The sequence below is a fragment of the Streptomyces sp. NPDC002870 genome (assembly GCF_042888505.1).
In the GTDB taxonomy this organism is placed as follows: domain Bacteria; phylum Actinomycetota; class Actinomycetes; order Streptomycetales; family Streptomycetaceae; genus Streptomyces.
Genome location: NZ_JBIAPW010000042.1, coordinates 48865 through 70509, shown reverse-complemented (window position 1 = coordinate 70509; position 21645 = coordinate 48865). Strand labels below are relative to the sequence as shown.

Genomic DNA, 21645 nt, shown 5'->3' with positions numbered 1-21645 from the left:
GTGAGCCAGCCCACAGCCGTTCACTCGCATGGCCCACGAGCAGGCGTGGCAGACTTGCCCTGTATCAGCAGCAGCGCACTCCGGGGTCGGTGTAATTCCGAACCGGCGGTTACAGTCCGCGACCCGTCCGCATCCAGCGGCCGGTTGACCAGGTGAAATTCCTGGACCGACGGTGAAAGTCCGGATGGGAGGCAGTGCGCGGCGGGCGGCCCTTTGCGGCACGCCGGCCGTAGTGGCTGGTCGCCGTCCGCCGGCGATCGGTGTGCTCGGTCCCGGCGTCCACGTGAATCGTTGTCCCGCTTTCTGTCGTCATCGACAGGCCCCGGAGTCCGTGCCAGAAAAGGCAGGAGGACCCGGTGGCCACCGCAGCCGACGAAGACGCCATGCGCCGAGCGATCCTGCTCGCCGCCCGCGGACTCGGCTCCACCAGCCCCAACCCGGTCGTCGGGTGCGTCATCCTCGATGCCTCCGGACAGCCCGCCGGCGTCGGCTACCACCAGCGTGCCGGCGGTCCGCACGCCGAGATCCACGCCCTGCGCGACGCCGGTGACCGAGCCGGCGGCGGCACCGCGTACATCACCCTCGAACCCTGCAACCACACCGGCCGCACCGGCCCCTGCGCCCAGGCGCTGATCGAGGCCGGAATCAGCCGTGTCGTGTACGCGGTCGCCGACCCGACCCCGCAGGCCACAGGCGGCGCCGACACCCTGCGCGCGGCCGGGGTACAGGTCGAGCAGGGTCTGCTCGCCGACAAGGCCGAAGCGGGCAACATCGCCTGGCTCACCTCCGTACGTCTCGGCCGCCCCTACGTCCTGTGGAAGTACGCAGCCACCCTCGACGGCCGCATCGCCGCACGCGACCGCACCAGCCGCTGGATCACCTCGCCCGAGTCCCGCGCCGACGTCCACCGGCTGCGCGCCGAGGCCGACGCGGTGATCGTCGGCGCGGGCACGATGCGCGCCGACGACCCGCACCTCGCGGTACGCGGCATCGACGACGCCGTACAGCCGCTGCGGGTGGTCGTAGACACCGAAGGCACCGCCGTGCAGCCCGGCGCCCGCGTCCTCGACGACGCCGCGCCCACTCTCATCGCGGTCGCCGAGGACGCCGAGACCCGACTTCCCGATGTCGTACGGCTGCCGAGGGCGGGCCGCGGCCTCTCCGTACCGGCCCTGCTGGACGCCCTGCACCAGCGCGGCATCCGCTCCGTACTCCTCGAAGGCGGCCCCACTCTCGCCGGAGCCTTCGTCGCCGCGGGAGCAGTCGACAAGGTCGTCGGCTATCTCGCCCCCGTACTCCTCGGCGCAGGCCCCGCTGCCCTCGCCGACGCCGGAATCTCCACGATCGGCGAGGCGTTGCGGCTCGACGTGAGCGAGACCGTGCGCATCGGCCCCGATCTGCGTATCACCGCCGTCCCCGCCACAGCCCCGAAGGAGCGCTGAGTGTTCACCGGAATCGTTGAAGAGCTGGGCGAGGTCACCGCCGTCGAAAACCTCGGCGACGCCTCGCGCTTCCGACTGCGAGGCCCCCTCGTCACCGAAGGCGCAAAACACGGCGACTCCATCGCCGTCAACGGCGTCTGCCTCACGGTCGTCGACTTCGGGGACGGCGAGTTCACCGCAGACGTGATGGCCGAGACGCTGAACCGCTCCAGCCTCGGGGCGCTCGAGGAAGGCTCCCGCGTCAACCTGGAGCGGCCGATGGCCGTCGGTGACCGGCTCGGCGGGCACATCGTGCAGGGACATGTCGACAACGTCGGCACCGTCCTCGAGCGCAAGCCGTCGGAGAACTGGGAGATCGTGAAGGTCTCCCTCCCCGCCGACCTGACCCGCTACGTAGTCGAGAAGGGCTCGATCACCGTCGACGGGGTCAGCCTCACCGTGGTCGACGCCGGCCCCGACTACTTCACCATCAGCCTCATTCCCACCACCCTCGCCCTGACCACGCTGGGCATCAAGCAGCCCGGCGACCCGGTCAACCTCGAGGTCGACGTCATCGCCAAGTACGTCGAGCGGCTGCTCGGCGCGGACGCCGGGGAGCGCGCGAAGTGAGCGCGGTCGACTGGCTGGGCGGTGAGGCTTTCACGGCCTTCGGCCAGCACATCAAGTGGTCCGACATGATCGGCAACATCATCGGCCTGATCGCACTCGCGCTCGGCTGGCGGCGCTCGATATGGACCTGGCCCGCACAGTTCGCCTCCGGCGTCATCCTCCTCGTCGCGTTCGCCTCCGCGCATCTGAGTGGCAGCGCCGGCAAACAGATAGTGGTCATGGCCGTCGCTTCGTGGGGCTGGTTGCAGTGGACCCGCGGCAGGCAGCAGGCGCAGGACGGCTCGATCGCCGTCCGCTTCGCGACCTGGCGTGAGCGCGGCGCCCTCGCCGCCGGTGCGGCGGTCGGCACCCTGGCCGTCGGCGGACTGTTCACCCTCTACCCGTCGCTGTCCTGGGATCCGTGGCCCGACGCGTACATCTTCGTCGGCACTCTGGTCGCCATGTACGCACAGGCTCGGGGCATGGTCGAGTTCTGGTTCGCGTGGCTGCTCGTCGACCTCGTAGGCGTGCCGCTCAACTTCGCCAACGGCTTCGCCTTCTCCGGTTTCGTCTACGTCATTTACGGCGCGCTCGTCCTGTGGGGCATGCGCGACTGGTGGCTGCGCTCGCGAGCGAGCGCCCAGCCCTCTCTGGAAGGAGCAGCGGCATGAGTGCACTGCCCACCTGGTACTCCACCGACAACGTCGAGGACTTCTCCCTCGACCCGGTCGAGCAGGCCGTCCGTGACATCGCCGCGGGACGGCCCGTCGTGGTCGTCGACGACGAGGACCGTGAGAACGAGGGCGACCTCGTCATCGCCGCAGAGAAGGCCACGCCCGAGATCATCGCCTTCATGATGAGCGAGTGCCGAGGCCTGATCTGCGCTCCCATGGAGGGCGAGGAGCTGGAGCGGCTCGACCTGCCCCAGATGGTCGAGCGCAACACCGAGTCGATGCGCACGGCGTTCACCGTCTCCGTCGACGCGGGGCCCGCGTTCGGCGTCACCACCGGCATCTCCGCGGCCGACCGTGCCACCACCCTCCGGCTGCTGGCCGGCGGCGAGGCCGTGGCCTCCGACTTCGTACGCCCCGGGCATGTCTTCCCGCTGCGCGCCAAGCCCGGCGGGGTGCTGGTGCGCAACGGCCACACCGAGGCCGCCGTGGACCTCGCCCGGCTCGCGGGCCTGCGCCCGGCCGGCGCCATCGTCGAGATCGCGGGCGAGGACGGGGTGATGCTGCGGCTGCCCGAGCTGATCCCGTTCGCCCGCAAGCACGGCCTGACGATCATCTCCATCGAGGACCTGATCGCCTACCGCCGTACCTCAGAGCCGACCGTCAAGCGCGAGGCCGAGGTCAATCTGCCCACCTCCTTCGGGCAGTTCACCGCCTACGGCTACCGCTCCACCGTTGACGGCATCGAGCATGTCGCGCTGGTCCACGGCGAGATCGGCGACGGCGAGGACGTTCTCGTACGCGTCCACTCCGAGTGCCTCACCGGCGACGTCTTCCACTCGCTGCGCTGCGACTGCGGCCCCCAGCTGCAGGCCTCCATGCAGCACATCACGGAGGCCGGCCGCGGTGTCGTGGTCTATCTGCGCGGCCACGAGGGCCGTGGCATCGGCCTGGTGTCCAAGCTGCGCGCGTACGAACTGCAGGAGCGCGGCCGCGACACCCTCGACGCCAACCTGGAACTCGGCCTGCCCGCCGACGCCCGCGACTACGCGGCGGGCGCGCAGATCCTCGAGGACATCGGCGTACGCAGCCTGCGGCTGATGACCAACAACCCCGAGAAGATCAACGCGCTCGTCCGGCACGGCCTCACGGTCCACGGCCGCGAGCCGATGCCCGTCCAGGCGGGCGAGCACAATCTCCGGTATCTGCGCACCAAGCGGGACCGGATGGGACACGACCTGCCCGGGCTCGACCCCACCGGCGTGTCGGCCTGCGGCAACCAGTAAGCCAGAAAGCGGCAAGGGAGAAACATGAGCGGCAAGGGTGCACCCGAACTGTCCGTACGCAACTGCGGCGACCTGCGGGTGGCGGTGATCGCGGCCCAGTGGCACGAGAAGGTCATGGACGGCCTCGTCGACGGCGCCCTGCGCGCACTGCACGAGCTGGGCATCGACGAGCCGACGCTGCTGCGCGTCCCCGGCAGCTTCGAGCTGCCGGTGGTCGCCAAGGTGCTCGCGGGCCGCGGTTACGACGCGATCGTCGCGCTCGGCGTCGTCATCCGCGGCGGCACACCGCACTTCGAGTACGTGTGCCAGGGCGTCACCCAGGGCCTGACCCAGGTCTCCATCGACACGGGCGTCCCGATCGGCTTCGGCGTGCTGACCTGCGACACCGAGGAGCAGGCACTGGACCGGGCCGGTCTCGACGGATCCAACGAGGACAAGGGGCACGAGGCGGTCACCGCCGCGCTCGCCACCGCGGCCATCCTGCGTTCAGTATCTGAACCCTGGCGCTGAGGACAGGCCGCTTCCGCGTAGGCTGGGACCATCATGGCGAACAAAACCTTCGAAGAGCTCTTCGTCGAGCTGCAGCTCAAGGCGGAGAACGGCGATCCGGCCACCTCCCGCACCGCCGAACTGGTGGAAAAGGGCGTGCATGCCATCGGCAAGAAGGTCGTCGAGGAGGCCGCCGAGGTCTGGATGGCCGCCGAGTACGAGGGCAAGGAAGCCGCCGCCGAGGAGATCTCGCAGTTGCTGTACCACGTCCAGGTGATGATGGTCGCGCGCGGGATCTCCCTCGACGACGTCTACGCCCACCTCTGAGCACAGCACCCACTACGTACGTACGAACAAAGGAAGCCCGTCTCATGCTGCGCATCGCCGTCCCCAACAAGGGTTCACTGTCCGGGCCTGCGTCGGCGATGCTCCATGAGGCCGGCTACCAGCAGCGCAAGGAGTCCAAGGAGCTCGTTCTCGTCGACCCGGAGAACGAGGTCGAGTTCTTCTATCTGCGCCCGCGCGACATCGCGATCTACGTCAGCTCCGGCAGGCTCGACATCGGCATCACCGGCCGCGATCTGCTGCTGGACTCCGGCGCCAACGCCGAGGAGATCCTCCAGCTCGGCTTCGCCCGCTCCACCTTCCGCTACGCCACCAAGCCCGGCACGGCCGAGGGCATCGACGGCTTCGGCGGAATGACGATCGCCACCTCCTACGAGGGCATCGTCGCCAAGCACCTCGCCGACAACGGCATCGACGCCTCCGTCGTGCACCTCGACGGCGCGGTGGAGACCGCGATCCAGCTCGGCGTCGCCGAGGTCGTCGCCGATGTCGTGGAGACCGGCACCAGCCTGCGCAACGCCGGCCTGGAAGTCATCGGCGAGCCGATCCTCACCTCCGAGGCGGTCGTCATCCGGCGCACCGGCGAGCCCGCCGACGACCCGAAGGTGCAGCAGTTCCTGCGCCGCCTCCAGGGCGTCCTGGTCGCACGCACGTACGTGATGATGGACTACGACTGCCGGGTCGAGCACCTGGAGCAGGCCGTCGCCCTCACCCCGGGCCTCGAGTCGCCGACCATCTCCCCCCTGCACCACGAGGGCTGGGTCGCCGTCCGCTCCATGGTCGCCGCCAAGGAGGCGCAGCGGATCATGGACGACCTGTACGACATCGGCGCGCGGGCGATCCTCACCACGGCCATCCACGCCTGCAGGCTCTGACGGATGCCCGCCACCATGCCCGCCGCGTCGCAAGTTCCCGCCCTCCCCGTCACGTTCAGGCCGACCCGCACCAGGATCGTCCTGCTGACCGTGGGCGCGGCGATGTTCGCCGTGATCACCGGGGTCGCCCTGCTGCTGGAGAAGCTGAGCGCGGGGGAGCGGAGCAGCTTCGTCTTCACCGCGCTGGTCTTCTTCGGCGTACTGGCCCTGCTGAGCCGGCCCAAGGTCGTCGCCGACGAGCACGGCGTCACCGTCGTCAACCTCACCCGTACCCGCCGTTTGGAGTGGGCGGAGATCCTGCGGGTGAATCTGCGCCCCGGCGACCCGTGGGTGTTCCTCGACCTCAGTGACGGCACCAGCCTGCCGGTGCTCGGCATCCAGCCCGGCATCGCCAAGGCACAGGCCATCAGCGACGCCCGCGCGCTGCGGGCGCTCGCGGAGAGCCGCGGCATCCGCGCGGACGAGGACTGATCGGCGGCGCCCCTGCCGCGACGCCTCTGTCCGAAGCCGTGTCTTGCGGGGGACCAACCCCAGGCCCCCCGGCTGGAAACGTCTACTCTGGTGGCCGGTGGCGACAAGCTCGCCCTCCCCGCACCACACGGCCGCCAGCGGCCCGCGGGGCACCTGCGACCCGAGGAGTGACTCCCTCCAGCAATGGACGGATCGTCCGGTAGTACCTGCGCCGCCCCCTCCCCGGAGGCGGCGGCATGATCATCCCCCTGTTGCTGCTTGCCGCAGCGTTCCTCCTGATCCTCGCCAACGGCTTCTTCGTGGCGGCCGAGTTCGGCCTCGTCACGGTGGAGCGCCCCGATGCCGAGCGCGCCGCCGCCGAGGGCGACCGCCGCGCCCGCCGTGTCGTCGAGGCACTGCGGGAGCTGTCCTTCCAGCTCTCCGGCACCCAGCTCGGCATCACCATCACCTCGCTCGTCGTCGGCATGCTCGCCGAACCCGCCCTGGCCCAGCTGCTCGACGCGCCGCTGACCGCGACGGGGCTGCCCCAAGGGGCTGTCCCCGGGGTCGCGGTGGTGATCGGGATGCTGTTCGCCTCCGCCGTCCAGATGGTGATCGGCGAGCTCGTTCCCAAGAACTGGGCGGTCTCGCGGCCGTTGCAGGTCGCGCGGTTCGTCGCCGGACCGCAGCACCTCTTCTCGACCGTCTTCCGCCCCGTCATCACCCTGCTCAACGCGGCCGCCAACCGTCTCGTACGGCTGTTCGGCGTCGAACCGGCCGCGGAGCTGGCCTCCGCCCGCACCCCCGGCGAGCTGGTATCGCTGGCCCGCCACTCGGCACGGGCCGGCGCGCTGGAACAGGACACCGCGGATCTTTTCGTACGGACGCTCTCGCTCGGGCATCTCACCGCGCAGCATGTGATGACCCCGCGGGTGAAGATGAGCGCCCTCCGGTCCGACGCCACGGCGGCGGACGTCCTCAACCTCACCCGCGCCACCGGCCTTTCGCGCTTCCCCGTCTACCGGGAGCGCATCGACGAGATCGTCGGGATGGTGCACCTCAAGAACGCTCTCGCGGTCCCGGTCGGGGAGCGGCTGCGCACCCGCGTCGACCGGGTCGCCGTACCGCCGCTGCTGGTGCCCGAGACGCTTCCGGTCCAGCAGCTTCTGGAGCGGCTGCGCAGCGAGCAGCCCATAGCCGTGGTGGTCGACGAGTACGGCGGCACGGCCGGGGTCGTCACCCTGGAGGACATCATCGAGGAGCTCGTCGGCGAGGTCCGCGACGAGCACGACGCCGAGGCCGACGAGCGGCCGGAACTCGCCCCCGTGGCATCCGAGGACGACAGCCCCGCCTGGGAGGCCGACGGCAGCTGCCGGGTCCTCACGCTGCGCCGGATAGGCCTCGACGTGCCCGACGGCCCGTACGAGACCGTGGCCGGCCTCGTCGCCGATCTGCTGGGGCGCATTCCCGCCCCCGGTGACCGGGCCGAACTGCCCGGCTGGCGGCTCTCGGTGCGTCAGGTGGACCGCAACCGCGCCGAACGGGTGCGCCTGGTGCGTACGGCCGATGTGCCGGCCCTGACGGAGGCCGCGCGATGAGCGTCCTCCAACTGCTCTTCGCGCTGCTGCTGGTGCTGGCGAACGGATTCTTCGTCGGCGCCGAGTTCGCCCTCGTCTCCGTACGCCGCAGCCAGATCGAACCGCTGGCAGCGGCAGGTTCCTCGCGGGCCCGGCAGGTGCTGCACGGCCTGGAGAACCTTCCGCAGATGATGGCGGCCGCGCAGTTCGGCATCACCATCTGTTCGCTGACACTCGGCGCGGTGGCCGAGCCGACCGTGGCGCATCTGCTGGAACCGGTCTTCCACGCGGCCCATGTGCCCGAAGGGCTGATTCATCCGCTCGGCTACGTCATAGCCCTGGCTGTGGTCGTCTTCCTGCACCTCGTCATCGGCGAGATGGTCCCGAAGAACCTCGCCATGGCCGCCCCCGAGAAGACCTCGCTCTGGCTGAGCCCGGGCCTCGTGGGCTTCGCCCGGCTGTGCCGCCCGGTCACGGTCGGACTCGGCGCCTGTGCCCGGCTGGTGCTGCGGGCCTTCCGCGTCGAGCCGAAGGACGAGGTCGAGGCGGTCTTCACAAGCGAGCAGCTGAACCGTCTCGTCGAGGACTCGGGCCAGGCGGGTCTCCTTGAGCCCGCCGAACAGGAGCGGCTCGAGGACGCGCTGGAGCTGGGCAGCCGCCCGGTGACCGATGTGCTGATCGCCCGCTCCATACTCGTGACGGTCCCGCCCTCGGTCACCCCGCGCCAGATCGAGGAGCTCACAGTGCGCACCGGCTACTCCCGCTTTCCGGTCTGCGCGGAGGGCGCAGGCCCCTATATGGGCTACCTCCACGTCAAGGACGTACTCGATCTGGAGGACGGCGAACGGGCCGTGCCCCAGCACATCTGGCGCCCCATGGCGACCCTGCGGGCCGAACTCCCCCTCGACGACGCCCTCGCCGTGATGCGCCGCGCGGCCACCCACCTCGCCCAGGTCGCCGACGCGTCCGGCCGGGTGCTGGGCCTGGTCGCGCTGGAGGACGTTCTGGAAATGCTGGTCGGCGAGGTCCGTGACCCGTCCCACCGGGTGACGGTGCCCCGGGTGCCCCAGGCGGCCCAGCCGGCCCTGGACACCGCGCTGACCGGCTGAGCCTCGGCGCCGGCTCTGTGCCGGCTCTGTGCCGGGTTCAGCCCGGCGAAGGATCCTGCGGGCCGCGGTCGACCGGACCGCGGCCCGACAGGACCTCGCCGTACGACTGCATCAGATCGGGCAGCCGCAGTGTGGAGAGGTCCTCGCGGGTGGGCGTGCCCGGGTATCCGGACAGCCGCAGATCCCGGTAGGCGCAGCTCTTCTCATACAGGGTGCGCAGAAAGCGGCCGTTGCCGAGCTCGTCGATCCAGCCCTGGTCGACCACGTGCCCGCTGATCGAGCGCAGCTCCTCGCGAGCCTCGTCGTCCCACACGTCGCCGTTCTCGGCGGCCAGCACTTCGCCGATCGCGGTCAGTTCGAGAGGGCGGTACGAGGGGAAGTCGACCCGTGTGGTGAAGCGGGAGGAGAGCCCGGGGTTGGCGGCGAGCAGCCGGTCCATCCCCTCCGGGTAGCCGGCCAGGATGACCACGAGATGGTCGCGGTTGTCCTCGGCGCGCTTGAGGAGGACCTGGAGGGCCTCGTCGCCGTACGCGTCGCCCTTGGAATAGCCGGTGTTGGAGAGGCTGTACGCCTCGTCCAGGAACAGCACACCGCCGAGCGCCGAGTCGATCAGCTCATTGGCCTTCACCGCCGTCTGGCCCAGAAACTCTCCCACCAGGTCGGACCGTTGGGCCTCCACCAGATGGTCGCCGCCGAGCAGCCCGAGAGCGTAGAAGACCCGGCCGAGTATGCGGGCGACGGTGGTCTTTCCCGTGCCGGACGGGCCCGAGAAGACGAAGTGCCGCTTCGGAGGCTGGACCGGGAGGCCCTGGCCGGCGCGCAGCCTGGCCATCTTCAGCTGCGCGGACAGCGCCTTGACCTGCCGTTTGACCGGCTCCAGTCCGACCATCCGCTCCAGCTCGGCCAGTGCCTCGGCGAGCAGCACCGGATCGGTGGGGCCGGCCGGGAACGCCGGGGGCGCCGGCTGGGCCGGCGCCACCGCCTTGTGCCATGGGCCCTCGGGCGGGACGCTCGGCACGGATCCCGGGAGCTGGGTCTGCGGATCGACGCCCATCCGTGCCTCGGCCGCGAGCGGCCCGTCGCCGTCGGCCTGCCCGTCCATCGCGTCCTGACCGAAGCCCGCCAGGGACACGGCCGCGAACCCGGACGCCTCGTCGTACCCGTCGATGCCGTCGTACTCCGCGATCGCCGCGAGGCGCGCGGAGGTGTCCATGAACGCCGGGTCGATCCTGTGCACCGCCCGGTACAGCGGCAGGGCGGCGGCGCTGCGGCCGGTGCCTTCGTGCGCACGCGCCAGCCAGTAGCGCAGTTCCTTGCGCTGCGGCTGCTCGCTGCGGCAGCGCATCAGGGCGGCGGAGAGCAGCGGCTCGGCCTGCCCGTACATCTCCAGGCGTACGCGTGCCATGCCGCCGAACAGCCCGGCCTCGATGCCCAGTAACGGATCGTTGATCAGCGGCTCGGTGTGGCGTACGAGCTGTTCCCAGTCCTTGACCAGATACGCGCGGCAGGCGTGCAGAAAGCGCACCTGCGGGTCCGCGTCGACCGGCGGCAGCCCGGCGAGGGCCTGGTCCAGCTCCGGCACATGGCGGCCGTCGAGCCAGTGGGAGGCGTGCGCGAGCAGCAGATCGCGGGGGCTCTCCAGCACCGGCTGGACCCACCAGCCCAGCCAGTACCAGGAGTTGAGGGTGCGGCGGTGGCGGGCGCGCTGCTCGCCGAAGCGCTCGCGGGTGCGGTACATGCGCAGCAGCGCGGTCGTGGTGTCGACGCGCAGGGCATGGAGCCCCAGCCAGCCGTCGGCCATCCCGGGATCGAGCCGCACGGCAGTCCGGAACTCCTCCTCCGCCTGCGGATACGCACCCATCGTGTAGGCGTCCACGCCGTGCACCCAGGCGAGGTCGGCCGGGGCCGGTACGCCCTGCGAGCCGATGTCCATCAGGTCCCCCACAAACGTGCACCTGTCGTGTGTTCCCGGGGGGCGCCCCCCGGACCCCCGGCGCCGGGCGGGCGACCGCGGGCAACGCACTGAACCGCCTTGCCGTGGACGGGAATTGACCCCACCGACGTGCATCGTACCTGCGCAAAGGGGTTACGACGAAGGGCGCGGCGAGCTGTCCGGTGGCCGTGACCCTGGGTAAGCGAGGGTGGGGCGCCGCGCCTGCGATGTGGGGGAGAGGGCAGAACGAAGCCCCCGATCACGGGGGAACAACCGGGGGCTTCGCGTCTGCGGCGGCTCCGGAAAGCCGCACATTGAGAACGTAAGACCTGTACGCCCCCTCGGTCAAGAAGAGTTGAGGCACTCTTGAGACGGAATTCCGACTGTTCAGTATGTCGGGGGAGAGCGGTGACCCTGCGTGATGAATTGATTCGGTCGCGCTGTCGCAGCAGGCCCCGGGAGCCACTCGTAACGCTCGTGACACTCGCGTACCAGGGCATCGGCGAACGGACGGGAGGGGTCCGCTGCGAAATGGCGTGTCTCCGCCATTGTCCAGCCGTCCCAGAAGGCGGAAAGTCCGCTTCCGTCGCGTTGGCGGCCCCGCTGCCAGGACTCTTCGGCGTCCCGCTCCATCCACAGCAGCAACGCCAGATACGGGCGCAACGCCCGTCGCCCCGCTCCCACGCCCTCGATGAGCACGACGGGAGCGGGTTCCAGCGCGTGCGGCGGACCGAAGCGGCGCAGATTCCAGTCGTACGGGTCGTAGTGCGCCCTCCGGCCGTGCGCGAGGGGATCGATCACCTGGGTCAGCATCCGGTCCGTCCACGCGAAGAGCTCCTCGTGGGTGGCGAGATCGTCCAGATGGAGCACCGGCACATCGTCGCCGACGGCCGCCGCGAGCCGGGCGGCGAAGGTGCTCTTGCCCGATCCGGCGTGGCCGTCGATCCCGATCAGCCGCACAGGTCCGCACGATGGCGGGAGTGTGCGCAGCGCCGGGGCCTGCCGGTCGAGGTCGTCCATGCCGTAAGCCTAAGAGGGCGGCAGGCCCCGCGGCAGGCCACTCCCCTTACGCCCGGCGTGGGGGACTCCCAGCGGACGAGACCAATATTGGTGGCGCGACGCGGTTCCGAGCGCTGGCAGATGTCCGCCCGGACCCGCAATAGTTGGCCCACTGTCGCGCACCCTGACTTGGGGGTCCCATGGCCAGACCTAGTTCGCGCAGAACCATGTTGAGCGCCGTGATCGCGGCAGCGGCGGGTGCGGGAGCGCTGTCCTCGTCCGCGGTGCAGGCCGCCGCCGTGCCGGGCGGGACACTCCCGGATCCCGAGCCCGCCGGGCCCGCAGAGTCCGCCGGCCCCGCGGGAGGCGCCGGCCCCGCGGGGCGTGCGTCCGCTCCGACAGTCGACAACCGTTTCTGGACCTCCTACACCGACTGGCGCTCCGGCTCCGCGGCCGGCACCCGGGCCGTCGCGGGCAGCCGCCCCGGCCTGGTCATCGAGGGCCCCACGGGCCGCACCGACTACACCGACCCGCACACCGGACAGACCACCACCTGGGAGTACGGCACCTGGACCTCGCCCGTCCATCTCCCCCGGGTTCCCGCGACGGAGGTCATCACCTCCTGGAACGCGCACACCCCGGCCGGCACGTGGCTCCGGGCCGAGCTGCGCGGCAGCTACTCCGACGCCACCTCGACCCCCTGGTTCGTGATGGGCCGCTGGGCGGCGGGCGACGGCGACATCCGGCGTACCTCCCTCGACGGCCAGACGGACGGCAGGGCGAGCATCTGGACCGACACCTTCTCCGTCGACGACGCTTCGAGCGGGCTGCGGCTGAGCTCGTACCAGCTGCGGCTGACCCTCTACCGCAAGCCCGGCACGAAACTGACGCCCACCGTCTGGCGGCTCGGCGCGATGGCCTCCGACATCCCGGACCGCTTCACGGTGCCCGCGTCGACGCCGGGGCTCGTGCGCGAGCTGCCGGTGCCGCGCTACTCGCAGAACACGCACATCGGCCAGTATCCGGAGTACGACAACGGCGGTGAGGCGTGGTGCAGCCCCACCTCATCGCAGATGATCATCGAATACTGGGGCCGGAAGCCGACCTCGGCCGACCTGGCCTGGGTGAACCCCGCCTTCGCCGATCCGCAGGTCTGCCACGCCGCCCGCCACACCTTCGACTACCAGTACAGCGGCTGCGGGAACTGGCCCTTCAACGCCGCCTACGCGGCCACCTACCCGGACATGAGCGCGGTCGTCACCCGGCTGTCCTCGCTCACCGACCTGGAGAGCCTGATCCGGGCCGGCATCCCGGCCATAACGTCCCAGTCCTTCCTCAAGGGAGAGCTGACCGGTGCGGGCTACGGCACCTCCGGCCATCTGATGACCGTGATCGGCTTCACGGCCGGCGGGGACGTCATCGCCAACGATCCGGCGTCGCCCAGCAACAACGCTGTACGCCGGGTCTACCAGCGCGCCGAGTGGGAGACGATCTGGCTCCGTACCAAGCGCTACAACGCGAGCGGCAAAGTGGTCTCCGGCACAGGGGGCGTCTGCTACCTGTACTGGCCCGCGAGCCCGACGGCCGCCCAGTGCCGTGCTCTGGCGGCCGTCGGCATCCGATGAGGCGCCGACCGTCCACGGGAGCAGTGACGTACGTCTCTACCCCGGGGCCGGTATGGCTGGCACTGTGGATGGGTCACCCGGGGGGATGCACCTGCCAGCCGACTGAACGAGACGCACCATGACTTCGACCGCTGCCACCGCCGCCACTGCCGACCGCGCCGGGACCCGCGCCCGCACCGGCGGCCCCGAGGACGGCTCGAACGTCCTCGAGCACATCCTCGGCTGGACCCTCGTCGTCGTCCTCGCCATGCTCGTCACGCAGCTCGGCCTGATCTGAGGTCTGCCATACTGCGCAGATCCTGTGGCAGTTGGAGACTTGGGCCCAATTTGAGTAATGGTCAACAGCGCGGCGCGACCGGACGATCCCAGGCACGCCGCGATGAACTCATCGCAACCGGACGGAAGTTGTTCGCCGACACTTCCTACGACGCGCTGTCGATGGACGACATCGCCAGACATGCCGGAGTCGCCAAGGGCCTGATCTACTACTACTTCGAGAGCAAGCGAGGCTACTACCTCGCCATCATCGAGGACTCGGTGGCCGACCTCGTCTCGCGCGCCGCGGGCGACACCGAGCTGCCGCGCGCCGAGCGCGTGTACCGCACGATCGACGGCTATCTGTGCTTCGCCCAGCATCATCAGGCGGCATTCCGCACGATCGTCACGGGCGGCGTCGGCTTCGACACCCAGGTCCAGTCGATACGGGACTCGGTGCGCGAGGAGCTGATCGCGACCATCGCCGAAGGTGCGTACGGCACGCGTGACATCCCCATGCTGGCCAGGCTGGCGCTGCTCGGCTGGCTCAGCAGCGTCGAGGGGATCACCCTCGACTGGCTGGGCCACCAGGAGCCGGCGCGCGAGACCGTGTGCGCGCTGCTGATGCGGATGCTGCGGGGCACGCTCCGCACGATCGCGGAGTTCGAGCCGGGGTGCCCTGAACCGCCGGCCGAGTCCCTGCCGGCCGCGCTGGCCAAGGCCGTGCCCGAGTCTGTCGAGGCATGACGCGAGCGCGGGCAGCCGCACCCGGCTGCCGCCCTCCTCGTGTCCGCGGGATCGTGTCTGCGGGATCGTGTCTGCGGGATCGTGTCTGCGGGATCGTGCTGCGGGATCGTGCTGCGGGATCGTGCTGCGGGTCGATACACCTGGTTGATGGCCCTGATCAGCCGACCGGCGGCGCGGGGGAGAGCGGAGCCGGAAATTCCCGCCCGTGACGGAAGTCCGCTGATCGGGCATACTCAACGCGCCACAGCCGCCGTCGAGCCTCTTTCGTGATCCGGAAGGGCAGCATCGGCCTGGCAGTAAATCCGGCGGCGCGCCCACACCCTTCGCGCGCGACGCCGCAGCGCCCGACAGGGAGGAGAGCGCCGCAATGTCCGACCGCGCCCCGCAGCCGGTGGAACGCCAACTGCCCACCGAGGAATCCAGGGATCTGATCGCCCTGGTACGCGACATCATCCAGCGGGAGATCGCCCCCCGGGCGGCCGAGGAGGAGGACTCCGGGCACTTCCCGCGCGAGGTCTTCTCGCTCCTGTCCGAGTCCGGACTGCTCGGCCTTCCGTACGACTCCGAGTACGGCGGCGGAGACCAGCCGTACGAGGTCTACCTCCAGGTTCTCGAAGAGCTCGCCGCCGCCCGCCTCACCGTCGGCCTCGGCGTCAGCGTCCACTCCCTCGCCTGCCACGCACTCGCCGGCTACGGCACCAAGGAGCAGCAGGCCGAGCATCTGTCCGCCATGCTCGGCGGCGGCCTGCTGGGTGCGTACTGCCTGTCCGAGCCCGGCTCCGGCTCGGACGCCGCATCACTGCGGACCAGGGCCGTGCCCGACGAAGACAGCTGGGTGATCACCGGCACCAAGTCCTGGATCACGCACGGCGGCATCGCCGACTTCTACACCGTGATGGCCCGGACCGGCGGGGAGGGCGCCCGCGGCATCACCGCCTTCCTGGTCCCGGGCGACGCAGAGGGCCTGAACGCCGCCGCCCCCGAGAAGAAGATGGGCATGAAGGGCTCGCCCACCGCCCAGCTCAACTTCGACGGCGTACGGGTCCCTGACTCCCGCCGGATCGGCGAGGAGGGCCAGGGCTTCGCGATCGCGCTCTCCGCGCTCGACTCGGGCCGGCTCGGCATCGCCGCCTGTGCGGTCGGGCTCGCGCAGGCGGCCCTGGACGAGGCCGTCTCGTACGCGACCGGACGCCGGCAGTTCGGACGGCCCATCGCAGACTTCCAGGGCCTGCGTTTCATGCTCGCCGACATGGCCACCCGGATCGAGGCGGGGCGAGCGCTCTATCTCGCGGCTGCCCGGCTGCGCGACGTGGGACGGCCGTTCTCCCGGCAGGCCGCCATGGCCAAGCTGTTCTGTACCGACGCGGCGATGAGCGTCACCACCGACGCGGTCCAGGTGCTCGGCGGTTACGGCTACACCCTGGACTTCCCGGTCGAGCGCTATATGCGCGAGGCCAAGGTGCTCCAGATCGTCGAGGGCACCAACCAGATCCAGCGCATGGTCATCGCCCGTCACCTGGCCGGACCTGAGACTCGCTGACCCCAGTCACCCGGGTTCGTGGGCGCCGTGGGCCGGGGGGCGTTGGTGGTTGCTGTTCGGTGGGTGGTTTCGCGGCCGAACCTAGTCACCCGGGTTCGTGGGCGCCGCGGGCCAGAGGGTGTTGGTGGTTGCCGTCCGGTGGGTGGTTTTCGCCGCCGAGCCCCAAGCGGTCCGCGGTGACGCGAAAATCGGCGGCGCCGCGAGCCTGCTCCACTCCGGGTCGCGGCGCCCCGGCAGGGTCTTGCCCTTGCTTGCCCACAGCTGGAGCAGCTCCCGGTAGATGGGCGGATCGGCCGGGTGCGGAACCGATTCTTCGGGTGGCGGTGTCGCCAGTCGGCGCCGACCTTGACTGGTCGCGGAGTACAGCAGGGTCATGTCTGGGGAACGCACCGCGCCGGTGGCGGGTTACCGCTGGGGAAAATCGCGCGGAAGTTCGCGGCCTACCCGCCGCTCGGGGGGCTTGCCCGCGAAGCCGCCCACCGGACGGCAGCCATCAATCCCCCTGGCCCTGGACCCGGGCCTCCGGCAGAGCTTTTGACGTACCGTCAACTCGCCTTCGCCCGGGAGCCCGGGGGTGAAGCGCAGGTGCCCGAAGAACCGAACACCCTGATCCTGTCCTGCACCACGCCGGTCTCGCCGCCATGGTGCAGGGAACCTACCTGACCCTGGGCGTGTCTCGGACCGCCCTAGGCGGCGTCGCGCCGCATCTGCTGCGCCCGCAGCGGACGCGAGCCCGGACCGCCGACATGCGAGAAGGGCTGCGTCCGCCAGTCGAGCCCCTGGGGGAGCGTCAGCAGCAGCGCGGTGTCCTGCTCCTGGACCTCGAGGGTCTCGTCCGCGGGACGCGCCTGCGAGGCGGGACGGCCGGTGCCGGCGCACACGGTGAGCCCGAACGGATTCCACGGGGTGGGGCACAGCGCGTGCTCCGGCAGGACCTCCTCGCCCGCCAGCAGCGCGATCGGCTGCGCGCAGTCCGGGCAGATGACCCGGTACATCTCAAAGGTGTCGTACGCGTCGAGCTCGTCGATCTCAGCCGGTTCGGCAGAATCAACGGGCTCCGGTTCGGTACGTCCGGTGTTCTTGACACTCTGCATGGAGAACTCCCCCTCGGGTGGGCCGACCAGGCACTTGCGGCCTCGACCACAGCAAGCAATTCCCCACGCACCCGGCAGGTAACCGTGCGGTCACGACCGACCGGGCCGGCAAACCTGTGGCATTCGTCACATGCCCGCCGCAGGTGCCCCCGCACGACGCAGCCGACTGTGCCGGAAGCGACCCGGGGCAATAGGTTGATCCGCATGGAGGAGCTGGATCGTCAGATCGTGGAGTTGCTCGTCAAGGACGGGCGGATGAGCTACACCGACCTGGGCAAGGCCACTGGCCTGTCCACCTCGGCGGTGCATCAGCGCGTCCGCCGTCTTGAACAGCGTGGCGTCATCCGCGGCTATGCCGCGGTCGTCGATCCCGAGGCGGTCGGGCTGCCGATCACCGCGTTCATCTCGGTCAAACCCTTCGACCCGAGCGCTCCGGACGACATCTCGGAGCGTCTCGCCGACGTGCCCGAGATCGAGGCCTGCCACAGCGTCGCGGGCGACGAGAACTACATCCTCAAGGTGCGCGTCTCGACCCCGCTGGAGCTGGAGCACCTGCTCACCCGCATCCGCTCGCTGTCCGGGGTCTCCACCCGTACGACGGTCGTGCTCTCCACCCCGTACGAGGCACGCCCGCCGCGTATCTAGGGTGGTCCCATGAGCGAGAGCCCCGCCCCCCAGAGCGAACACCGCACCGTGCTGCTGCGCGGTGGAGAAGTCCACAGCCCCGCCGACCCCTTCGCCACCGCGATGGTCGTCGAACGAGGACATGTCGCCTGGGTGGGCTCCGAGGGCGCCGCCGACGCCTTCACGGGCGGCGTCGACGAAGTGATCGACCTCGAAGGGGCCCTGGTCACCCCTGCGTTCACGGACGCACACGTGCACACCACGGCGACCGGCCTCGCGCTCACCGGCCTCGACCTGTCCGGTGCGCGCACGCTCGCAGAGGCCCTCGGTCTCGTACGGGAGCTCAGCGCCGCACACCCTGGCGACAAGGTCCTCCTCGGGCACGGCTGGGACGCCTCGCGCTGGCCCGAGCAGCGGCCGCCGTCCCGGGCCGAACTCGACGAGGCGACAGAAGGCCGCCCGCTCTATCTGCCGCGGATCGACGTCCATTCGGCGGTGGTGACCACCGCCCTGCTCGACCTCGTCCCCGGCGTCAGCGGCCTCACCGGCTACCACCCGGATGCGCCGCTGACCGCAGCGGCCCACCACGCCGTGCGCTCCGCCGCCCATGGCGCGATCACCCCCGCCCAGCGCGCGGCCGCCCAGCGCGCCGCACTCGCGCGGGCCGCCTCTCTCGGCATCGGCACCGTCCACGAGTGCGCCGGCCCCGACATCTCCGACGAGGGCGACTTCACGTCCCTGCTGGCACTGGCCGGGTCGGAGCCGGGCCCGAGGGTCGTCGGCTACTGGGCCGAGCAGGTCGCAGGTGCGAAGGACGCCCAGCGGATCCGCGAACTCGGCGCGATCGGCGCGGCGGGCGACCTCTTCGTCGACGGCTCGCTCGGCTCGCACACCGCCTGCCTGCACGCCCCCTACGACGACGCCCCGCACACCGGCGCCGCCCACCTCGACACCGCGGCCGTCGCCGCCCATGTCGCCGCCTGTACCGAGGCCGGGCTACAGGCCGGCTTCCACGCCATCGGCGACGCCGCCCTCACCGCGGTCGTCGACGGCGTCAGGGCCGCGGCGGACACGCTCGGCCCGGCCCGTGTCCGCGCCGCCCGGCACCGCGTCGAACACGCCGAGATGCTCACCCCCGAAACCATCGCGGCCTTCGCCGAGTTCGGCCTCATCGCCTCCGTGCAGCCCGCCTTCGACGCGGCCTGGGGCGGCGACAGCGGCATGTACGCACAGCGCCTCGGAGCCGAACGGGCCCGCACCCTCAACCCGTACGCAGCGCTGCTGCGCTCCGGAGTGCCCCTCGCCTTCGGCTCCGACAGCCCCGTGACCCCGCTCGACCCCTGGGGCACCGTCCGGGCCGCCGCCTTCCACCGCACCCCCGAGCACCGCATCTCCGCCCGCGCCGCCTTCACCGCCCACACCCGCGGTGGCTGGCGCGCCGTCGGCCGCGACGACGCCGGTGTCCTGGTGCCCGGCGCGCCTGCCGACTACGCCCTGTGGCGCACCGGGGAACTCGTCGTCCAGGCCCCCGACGACCGCGTCGCCCGCTGGTCCACCGACCCCCGTTCCGGCACCCCTGGCCTGCCCGATCTGAGCCCCGGCGCCGAACTCCCCGTCTGCCTGCGGACCGTGGTCTTCGGACAAACCGTCTTTGAGCGGCCGTACGAGTGACGTGAGGACGATTCGTGCCGCCGACAGATACTCGCCGTGCTCGGCCGCGACCTGCGGATCTTCCGTGCTGACCTGGTCATTTGGGCAAACCTCCCAGATCAGACGACTGTTGACATGGAGCGCCCACCGGCGGGTAGGTTCGGCCGAGTCCACCACAGGACGTCCGACCGGCAAACCTCCACGCAGTCGTCGAACGCCGCTGGGTCATGGGGCAGGGTGCCGCACCGGCGCGCTGCCACTGGGAGCCAGGTTCAGCGCCCGCGCCTCGGGGGCGAGAGAAGGTTCCAGCCGGCTGGCGGGTGCGACCCGGGTGGGGCCCGGCGTTCAGTAGACAACGGCTCTCGGTCGACCCGCAGCCAGCGGGTCCCAGGTCGGCCCGAAGGACGCCGGGCCCCGATCCGCAGCTCTTTCCGCGCCGCCGTCGGGCGTACGACATCCCAGCTCCGTGCCGCTGCAGCCGCGCGCCGGGCGCTCGCTATTGTGGGGCTCTGTGCACGGACATTAAGGGGCAGCAGTGAACGACGGCGCTGGGGTTACCCGTGGCGAAGCCCAGGGGCGGCGGTACGGCCCGCTCGGCAGGGCCTTGGTGATCATTCCGACCTACAACGAGGCCGAGAACATCAAGCCGATCGTCTCCCGGGTGCGCGCGGCGGTGCCCGAGGCGGACATCCTCGTCGCCGACGACAACAGCCCCGACGGCACAGGCAAATTCGCCGATGAACTCGCGGCTCAGGACGACCAGGTGCATGTGCTGCACCGCAAGGGCAAGGAAGGGCTCGGCGCCGCCTACCTCGCGGGCTTCGCCTGGGGAATCGAGCACGGTTACGGCGTGCTCGTCGAGATGGACGCCGACGGCTCCCACCAGCCCGAGGAACTGCCCCGGCTGCTGACCGCCCTCAAGGGCGCGGACCTGGTCCTCGGCTCACGCTGGGTCCCGGGCGGCCGCGTGGTCAACTGGCCCAAGTCCCGCGAGTTCCTCTCGCGGGGAGGCAGCACCTACTCACGCCTCCTCCTCGGCGTCCCCATCCGGGACGTCACCGGCGGCTACCGCGCCTTCCGCGCCGAGACCCTCGAAGGGCTCGGGCTGACCGAAGTGGCCTCCCAGGGCTACTGCTTCCAGGTCGACCTGGCCAGGCGAGCCGTCGCCGCCGGCTACCACGTCGTGGAGGTCCCCATCACGTTCGTCGAGCGCGAACTGGGCGACTCCAAGATGAGCCGGGACATCGTCGTCGAGGCGCTGTGGCGGGTCACCGCGTGGGGAATCGGAGGCCGGGCGAATCGCCTCCTCGGCCGCAAGCTCTCCTGAGGCGTCGAGCGCTCCCGACACCGCAGGCCCTCGCGGGCCGCGCAAGCGCTCCGACACCGCAAGCCTTCGCGGGCCGCGCAAGCGCTCCCGACGCCGCAAGCGCTCCGACACCGCAAGCCCTCGCGGGCCGCGCAAGCGCTCCCGACGCCGCAAGCGCTCTGGCGCCGCGAGCCCTCCCGGAGCCGCAAGTCCTCTTGAGATCGCACGTCGTCCCGATCGCGGTCGGCGGCCGGGCCAGTCCGCGATCTTCTTGATCACCCGCTTATGCCGCTCCGGCGGGCGTCCATGCACACTGGGAGCATGACGACCGGCGCAACGCCCCCGACAGCCCCCAGGCGCTCGCGCGCCCGCACTTTCGTCCCGCTCTCCATCGCCGCCTGGCTGGTGCTCGAGATCTGGCTGCTGACCCTCGTCGCCGACGCGGCCGGCGGCCTCGCGGTGCTCGCCCTGCTCGTCGGCGGCGCCGTCCTCGGCGGCGTCGTGATCAAGCGGGCCGGCCGCCGCGCGTTCCGCACCCTCACCGAGACCTTGCAGCAACAGCAGACCGGGCAGGGTCCGGCCGTCGGCGCCGGCAGCCCGGGGTCCGGGACCGGCAGCAAGGGCAACGGCTTCCTGATGCTCGGCGGACTGCTCCTCATGCTGCCCGGCCTGATCTCCGACATGGCCGGCCTGGTGCTGCTGGTGCCGCCGGTCCGCTCGAGGCTCGCGCGGTACACGGAGCAGTCCGTGGAGAGCCGTATGCGCGTTGCCGCGCCCGGCAGCCTCGGCGACGCCTTCCAGCAGGCCCGCATTCACCGGCCGGACGGGAAGGTCGTGCAGGGTGAGGTCATCCGGCAGGACGCAACGCCGCCGCGGAGTTACGAGGACGAGGGCCCCCGACCTCCGCTGACCCCCTGACGGGATCTGCCTGACGGGATCTGACGGGATCCGCGCGCAGGACAGAGCCGCGGGGGGGGGGGGGGGGGGGGGGGGGGGGGGGGGCGGGGGGCGGGGGGTGGGGGGGGGGTGTGGTGGGGTGT

At 71.0% G+C, this 21645-nt stretch carries 22 protein-coding genes and 1 riboswitch; of the genes, 18 read left to right on the top strand and 4 right to left on the bottom strand.

Annotated elements, in window-relative coordinates; genetic code table 11:
* The first annotated feature begins 71 nt into the window (after positions 1 to 71).
* Positions 72 to 202, top strand: a riboswitch (FMN riboswitch).
* 154 nt (positions 203 to 356) lie between these two features.
* The 10 genes from ribD to ACFYWY_RS33830 all read left to right on the top strand — a co-directional run bounded on the left by ribD (position 357) and on the right by ACFYWY_RS33830 (position 8832).
* The gene (gene ribD / locus ACFYWY_RS33875) at positions 357 to 1442 is read left to right on the top strand and encodes a bifunctional diaminohydroxyphosphoribosylaminopyrimidine deaminase/5-amino-6-(5-phosphoribosylamino)uracil reductase RibD (protein WP_389193917.1); all 1086 of its coding nucleotides are present in this window, start codon (positions 357 to 359) and stop codon (positions 1440 to 1442) included.
* Positions 1443 to 2051, top strand: coding sequence for a riboflavin synthase (locus ACFYWY_RS33870; RefSeq protein ID WP_389193914.1), 609 nt, complete (start codon positions 1443 to 1445; stop codon positions 2049 to 2051).
* Positions 2048 to 2701: a nicotinamide riboside transporter PnuC gene (locus ACFYWY_RS33865; protein ID WP_389193911.1), complete on the top strand. Its 654-nt coding sequence runs from the start codon at positions 2048 to 2050 to the stop codon at positions 2699 to 2701. The genes ACFYWY_RS33870 and ACFYWY_RS33865 overlap by 4 nt, the downstream gene beginning before the upstream one ends.
* On the top strand, positions 2698 to 3987 hold the full coding sequence (locus tag ACFYWY_RS33860; protein WP_389193908.1) for a bifunctional 3,4-dihydroxy-2-butanone-4-phosphate synthase/GTP cyclohydrolase II: 1290 nt from the start codon (positions 2698 to 2700) through the stop codon (positions 3985 to 3987). The genes ACFYWY_RS33865 and ACFYWY_RS33860 overlap by 4 nt, the downstream gene beginning before the upstream one ends.
* A gap of 24 nt (positions 3988 to 4011) precedes the next feature.
* Positions 4012 to 4497, top strand: a complete 486-nt coding sequence (gene ribH / locus ACFYWY_RS33855) for a 6,7-dimethyl-8-ribityllumazine synthase (protein ID WP_389193906.1) — start codon at positions 4012 to 4014, stop codon at positions 4495 to 4497.
* Between the two features lie 33 nt (positions 4498 to 4530).
* On the top strand, positions 4531 to 4803 hold the full coding sequence (locus tag ACFYWY_RS33850) for a phosphoribosyl-ATP diphosphatase (RefSeq protein ID WP_389193903.1): 273 nt from the start codon (positions 4531 to 4533) through the stop codon (positions 4801 to 4803).
* Positions 4804 to 4847: 44 nt separating this feature from the next.
* The gene (hisG, locus tag ACFYWY_RS33845) at positions 4848 to 5696 is read left to right on the top strand and encodes an ATP phosphoribosyltransferase (RefSeq protein WP_389193900.1); all 849 of its coding nucleotides are present in this window, start codon (positions 4848 to 4850) and stop codon (positions 5694 to 5696) included.
* Positions 5697 to 5699: 3 nt separating this feature from the next.
* Complete coding sequence (locus ACFYWY_RS33840; protein WP_389193897.1) at positions 5700 to 6167, top strand: PH domain-containing protein; 468 nt, start codon at positions 5700 to 5702, stop codon at positions 6165 to 6167.
* Between the two features lie 236 nt (positions 6168 to 6403).
* The gene (locus tag ACFYWY_RS33835; RefSeq protein WP_389193894.1) at positions 6404 to 7744 is read left to right on the top strand and encodes a hemolysin family protein; all 1341 of its coding nucleotides are present in this window, start codon (positions 6404 to 6406) and stop codon (positions 7742 to 7744) included.
* The gene (locus ACFYWY_RS33830; protein ID WP_389193891.1) at positions 7741 to 8832 is read left to right on the top strand and encodes a hemolysin family protein; all 1092 of its coding nucleotides are present in this window, start codon (positions 7741 to 7743) and stop codon (positions 8830 to 8832) included. The genes ACFYWY_RS33835 and ACFYWY_RS33830 overlap by 4 nt, the downstream gene beginning before the upstream one ends.
* A gap of 37 nt (positions 8833 to 8869) precedes the next feature.
* On the opposite strand, the gene ACFYWY_RS33825 is transcribed toward ACFYWY_RS33830, so the two are convergent.
* Together ACFYWY_RS33825 and ACFYWY_RS33820 are read right to left on the bottom strand one after the other, a co-directional pair.
* On the bottom strand, positions 8870 to 10765 hold the full coding sequence (locus ACFYWY_RS33825) for an AAA family ATPase (protein WP_389193939.1): 1896 nt from the start codon (positions 10763 to 10765) through the stop codon (positions 8870 to 8872).
* Positions 10766 to 11152: 387 nt separating this feature from the next.
* Positions 11153 to 11785, bottom strand: a complete 633-nt coding sequence (locus tag ACFYWY_RS33820) for a uridine kinase (RefSeq protein WP_389193888.1) — start codon at positions 11783 to 11785, stop codon at positions 11153 to 11155.
* Between the two features lie 179 nt (positions 11786 to 11964).
* Between ACFYWY_RS33820 and ACFYWY_RS33815 the strand changes: the two genes are divergently transcribed.
* The 4 genes from ACFYWY_RS33815 to ACFYWY_RS33800 all read left to right on the top strand — a co-directional run bounded on the left by ACFYWY_RS33815 (position 11965) and on the right by ACFYWY_RS33800 (position 15931).
* Positions 11965 to 13389, top strand: a complete 1425-nt coding sequence (locus ACFYWY_RS33815; RefSeq protein WP_389193885.1) for a peptidase C39 family protein — start codon at positions 11965 to 11967, stop codon at positions 13387 to 13389.
* A 118-nt stretch (positions 13390 to 13507) separates the two neighbouring features.
* Positions 13508 to 13666, top strand: coding sequence for an SCO1431 family membrane protein (locus ACFYWY_RS33810; protein ID WP_389193882.1), 159 nt, complete (start codon positions 13508 to 13510; stop codon positions 13664 to 13666).
* A gap of 50 nt (positions 13667 to 13716) precedes the next feature.
* Positions 13717 to 14391, top strand: a complete 675-nt coding sequence (locus ACFYWY_RS33805) for a TetR/AcrR family transcriptional regulator (RefSeq protein WP_389193880.1) — start codon at positions 13717 to 13719, stop codon at positions 14389 to 14391.
* A gap of 367 nt (positions 14392 to 14758) precedes the next feature.
* Positions 14759 to 15931, top strand: coding sequence for an acyl-CoA dehydrogenase family protein (locus ACFYWY_RS33800; protein ID WP_389193876.1), 1173 nt, complete (start codon positions 14759 to 14761; stop codon positions 15929 to 15931).
* Between the two features lie 81 nt (positions 15932 to 16012).
* Here the strand turns inward: ACFYWY_RS33800 and ACFYWY_RS33795 are convergent, their stop codons facing one another.
* The gene (locus ACFYWY_RS33795) at positions 16013 to 16306 is read right to left on the bottom strand and encodes a hypothetical protein (protein WP_389193873.1); all 294 of its coding nucleotides are present in this window, start codon (positions 16304 to 16306) and stop codon (positions 16013 to 16015) included.
* 311 nt (positions 16307 to 16617) lie between these two features.
* Complete coding sequence (locus ACFYWY_RS33790; RefSeq protein ID WP_389193870.1) at positions 16618 to 17025, bottom strand: hypothetical protein; 408 nt, start codon at positions 17023 to 17025, stop codon at positions 16618 to 16620.
* A 204-nt stretch (positions 17026 to 17229) separates the two neighbouring features.
* Here ACFYWY_RS33790 and ACFYWY_RS33785 point away from each other — a divergent pair, with 204 nt between their 5' ends.
* The 4 genes from ACFYWY_RS33785 (at position 17230) to fxsA (ending at position 21523) form a co-directional block, all read left to right on the top strand.
* Positions 17230 to 17670, top strand: a complete 441-nt coding sequence (locus ACFYWY_RS33785; protein WP_307664705.1) for an Lrp/AsnC family transcriptional regulator — start codon at positions 17230 to 17232, stop codon at positions 17668 to 17670.
* Positions 17671 to 17679: 9 nt separating this feature from the next.
* The gene (locus ACFYWY_RS33780) at positions 17680 to 19320 is read left to right on the top strand and encodes an amidohydrolase (RefSeq protein WP_389193866.1); all 1641 of its coding nucleotides are present in this window, start codon (positions 17680 to 17682) and stop codon (positions 19318 to 19320) included.
* 514 nt (positions 19321 to 19834) lie between these two features.
* The gene (locus ACFYWY_RS33775; RefSeq protein WP_389193863.1) at positions 19835 to 20626 is read left to right on the top strand and encodes a polyprenol monophosphomannose synthase; all 792 of its coding nucleotides are present in this window, start codon (positions 19835 to 19837) and stop codon (positions 20624 to 20626) included.
* A gap of 300 nt (positions 20627 to 20926) precedes the next feature.
* On the top strand, positions 20927 to 21523 hold the full coding sequence (fxsA, locus tag ACFYWY_RS33770) for an FxsA family membrane protein (RefSeq protein WP_389193860.1): 597 nt from the start codon (positions 20927 to 20929) through the stop codon (positions 21521 to 21523).
* Positions 21524 to 21645 lie beyond the last annotated feature (122 nt).

Excerpts from the sequence above, each read along its gene's own strand:
- ACFYWY_RS33820 (WP_389193888.1), bottom strand. The coding sequence starts at position 11,785 with ATGGACGACCTCGACCGGCAGGCCCCGGCGCTGCGCACACTCCCGCCA.
- ACFYWY_RS33810 (WP_389193882.1), top strand. The coding sequence starts at position 13,508 with ATGACTTCGACCGCTGCCACCGCCGCCACTGCCGACCGCGCCGGGACC.
- fxsA (WP_389193860.1), top strand. The coding sequence starts at position 20,927 with ATGACGACCGGCGCAACGCCCCCGACAGCCCCCAGGCGCTCGCGCGCC.
- ACFYWY_RS33780 (WP_389193866.1), top strand. The coding sequence starts at position 17,680 with ATGAGCGAGAGCCCCGCCCCCCAGAGCGAACACCGCACCGTGCTGCTG.
- ACFYWY_RS33835 (WP_389193894.1), top strand. The coding sequence starts at position 6,404 with ATGATCATCCCCCTGTTGCTGCTTGCCGCAGCGTTCCTCCTGATCCTC.
- ACFYWY_RS33860 (WP_389193908.1), top strand. The coding sequence starts at position 2,698 with ATGAGTGCACTGCCCACCTGGTACTCCACCGACAACGTCGAGGACTTC.
- ribH (WP_389193906.1), top strand. The coding sequence starts at position 4,012 with ATGAGCGGCAAGGGTGCACCCGAACTGTCCGTACGCAACTGCGGCGAC.
- ACFYWY_RS33795 (WP_389193873.1), bottom strand. The coding sequence starts at position 16,306 with ATGACCCTGCTGTACTCCGCGACCAGTCAAGGTCGGCGCCGACTGGCG.
- ACFYWY_RS33840 (WP_389193897.1), top strand. The coding sequence starts at position 5,700 with ATGCCCGCCACCATGCCCGCCGCGTCGCAAGTTCCCGCCCTCCCCGTC.
- ACFYWY_RS33850 (WP_389193903.1), top strand. The coding sequence starts at position 4,531 with ATGGCGAACAAAACCTTCGAAGAGCTCTTCGTCGAGCTGCAGCTCAAG.
- hisG (WP_389193900.1), top strand. The coding sequence starts at position 4,848 with ATGCTGCGCATCGCCGTCCCCAACAAGGGTTCACTGTCCGGGCCTGCG.
- ACFYWY_RS33825 (WP_389193939.1), bottom strand. The coding sequence starts at position 10,765 with ATGGACATCGGCTCGCAGGGCGTACCGGCCCCGGCCGACCTCGCCTGG.
- ACFYWY_RS33785 (WP_307664705.1), top strand. The coding sequence starts at position 17,230 with ATGGAGGAGCTGGATCGTCAGATCGTGGAGTTGCTCGTCAAGGACGGG.
- ACFYWY_RS33790 (WP_389193870.1), bottom strand. The coding sequence starts at position 17,025 with ATGCAGAGTGTCAAGAACACCGGACGTACCGAACCGGAGCCCGTTGAT.
- ACFYWY_RS33830 (WP_389193891.1), top strand. The coding sequence starts at position 7,741 with ATGAGCGTCCTCCAACTGCTCTTCGCGCTGCTGCTGGTGCTGGCGAAC.
- ACFYWY_RS33800 (WP_389193876.1), top strand. The coding sequence starts at position 14,759 with ATGTCCGACCGCGCCCCGCAGCCGGTGGAACGCCAACTGCCCACCGAG.
- ACFYWY_RS33815 (WP_389193885.1), top strand. The coding sequence starts at position 11,965 with ATGGCCAGACCTAGTTCGCGCAGAACCATGTTGAGCGCCGTGATCGCG.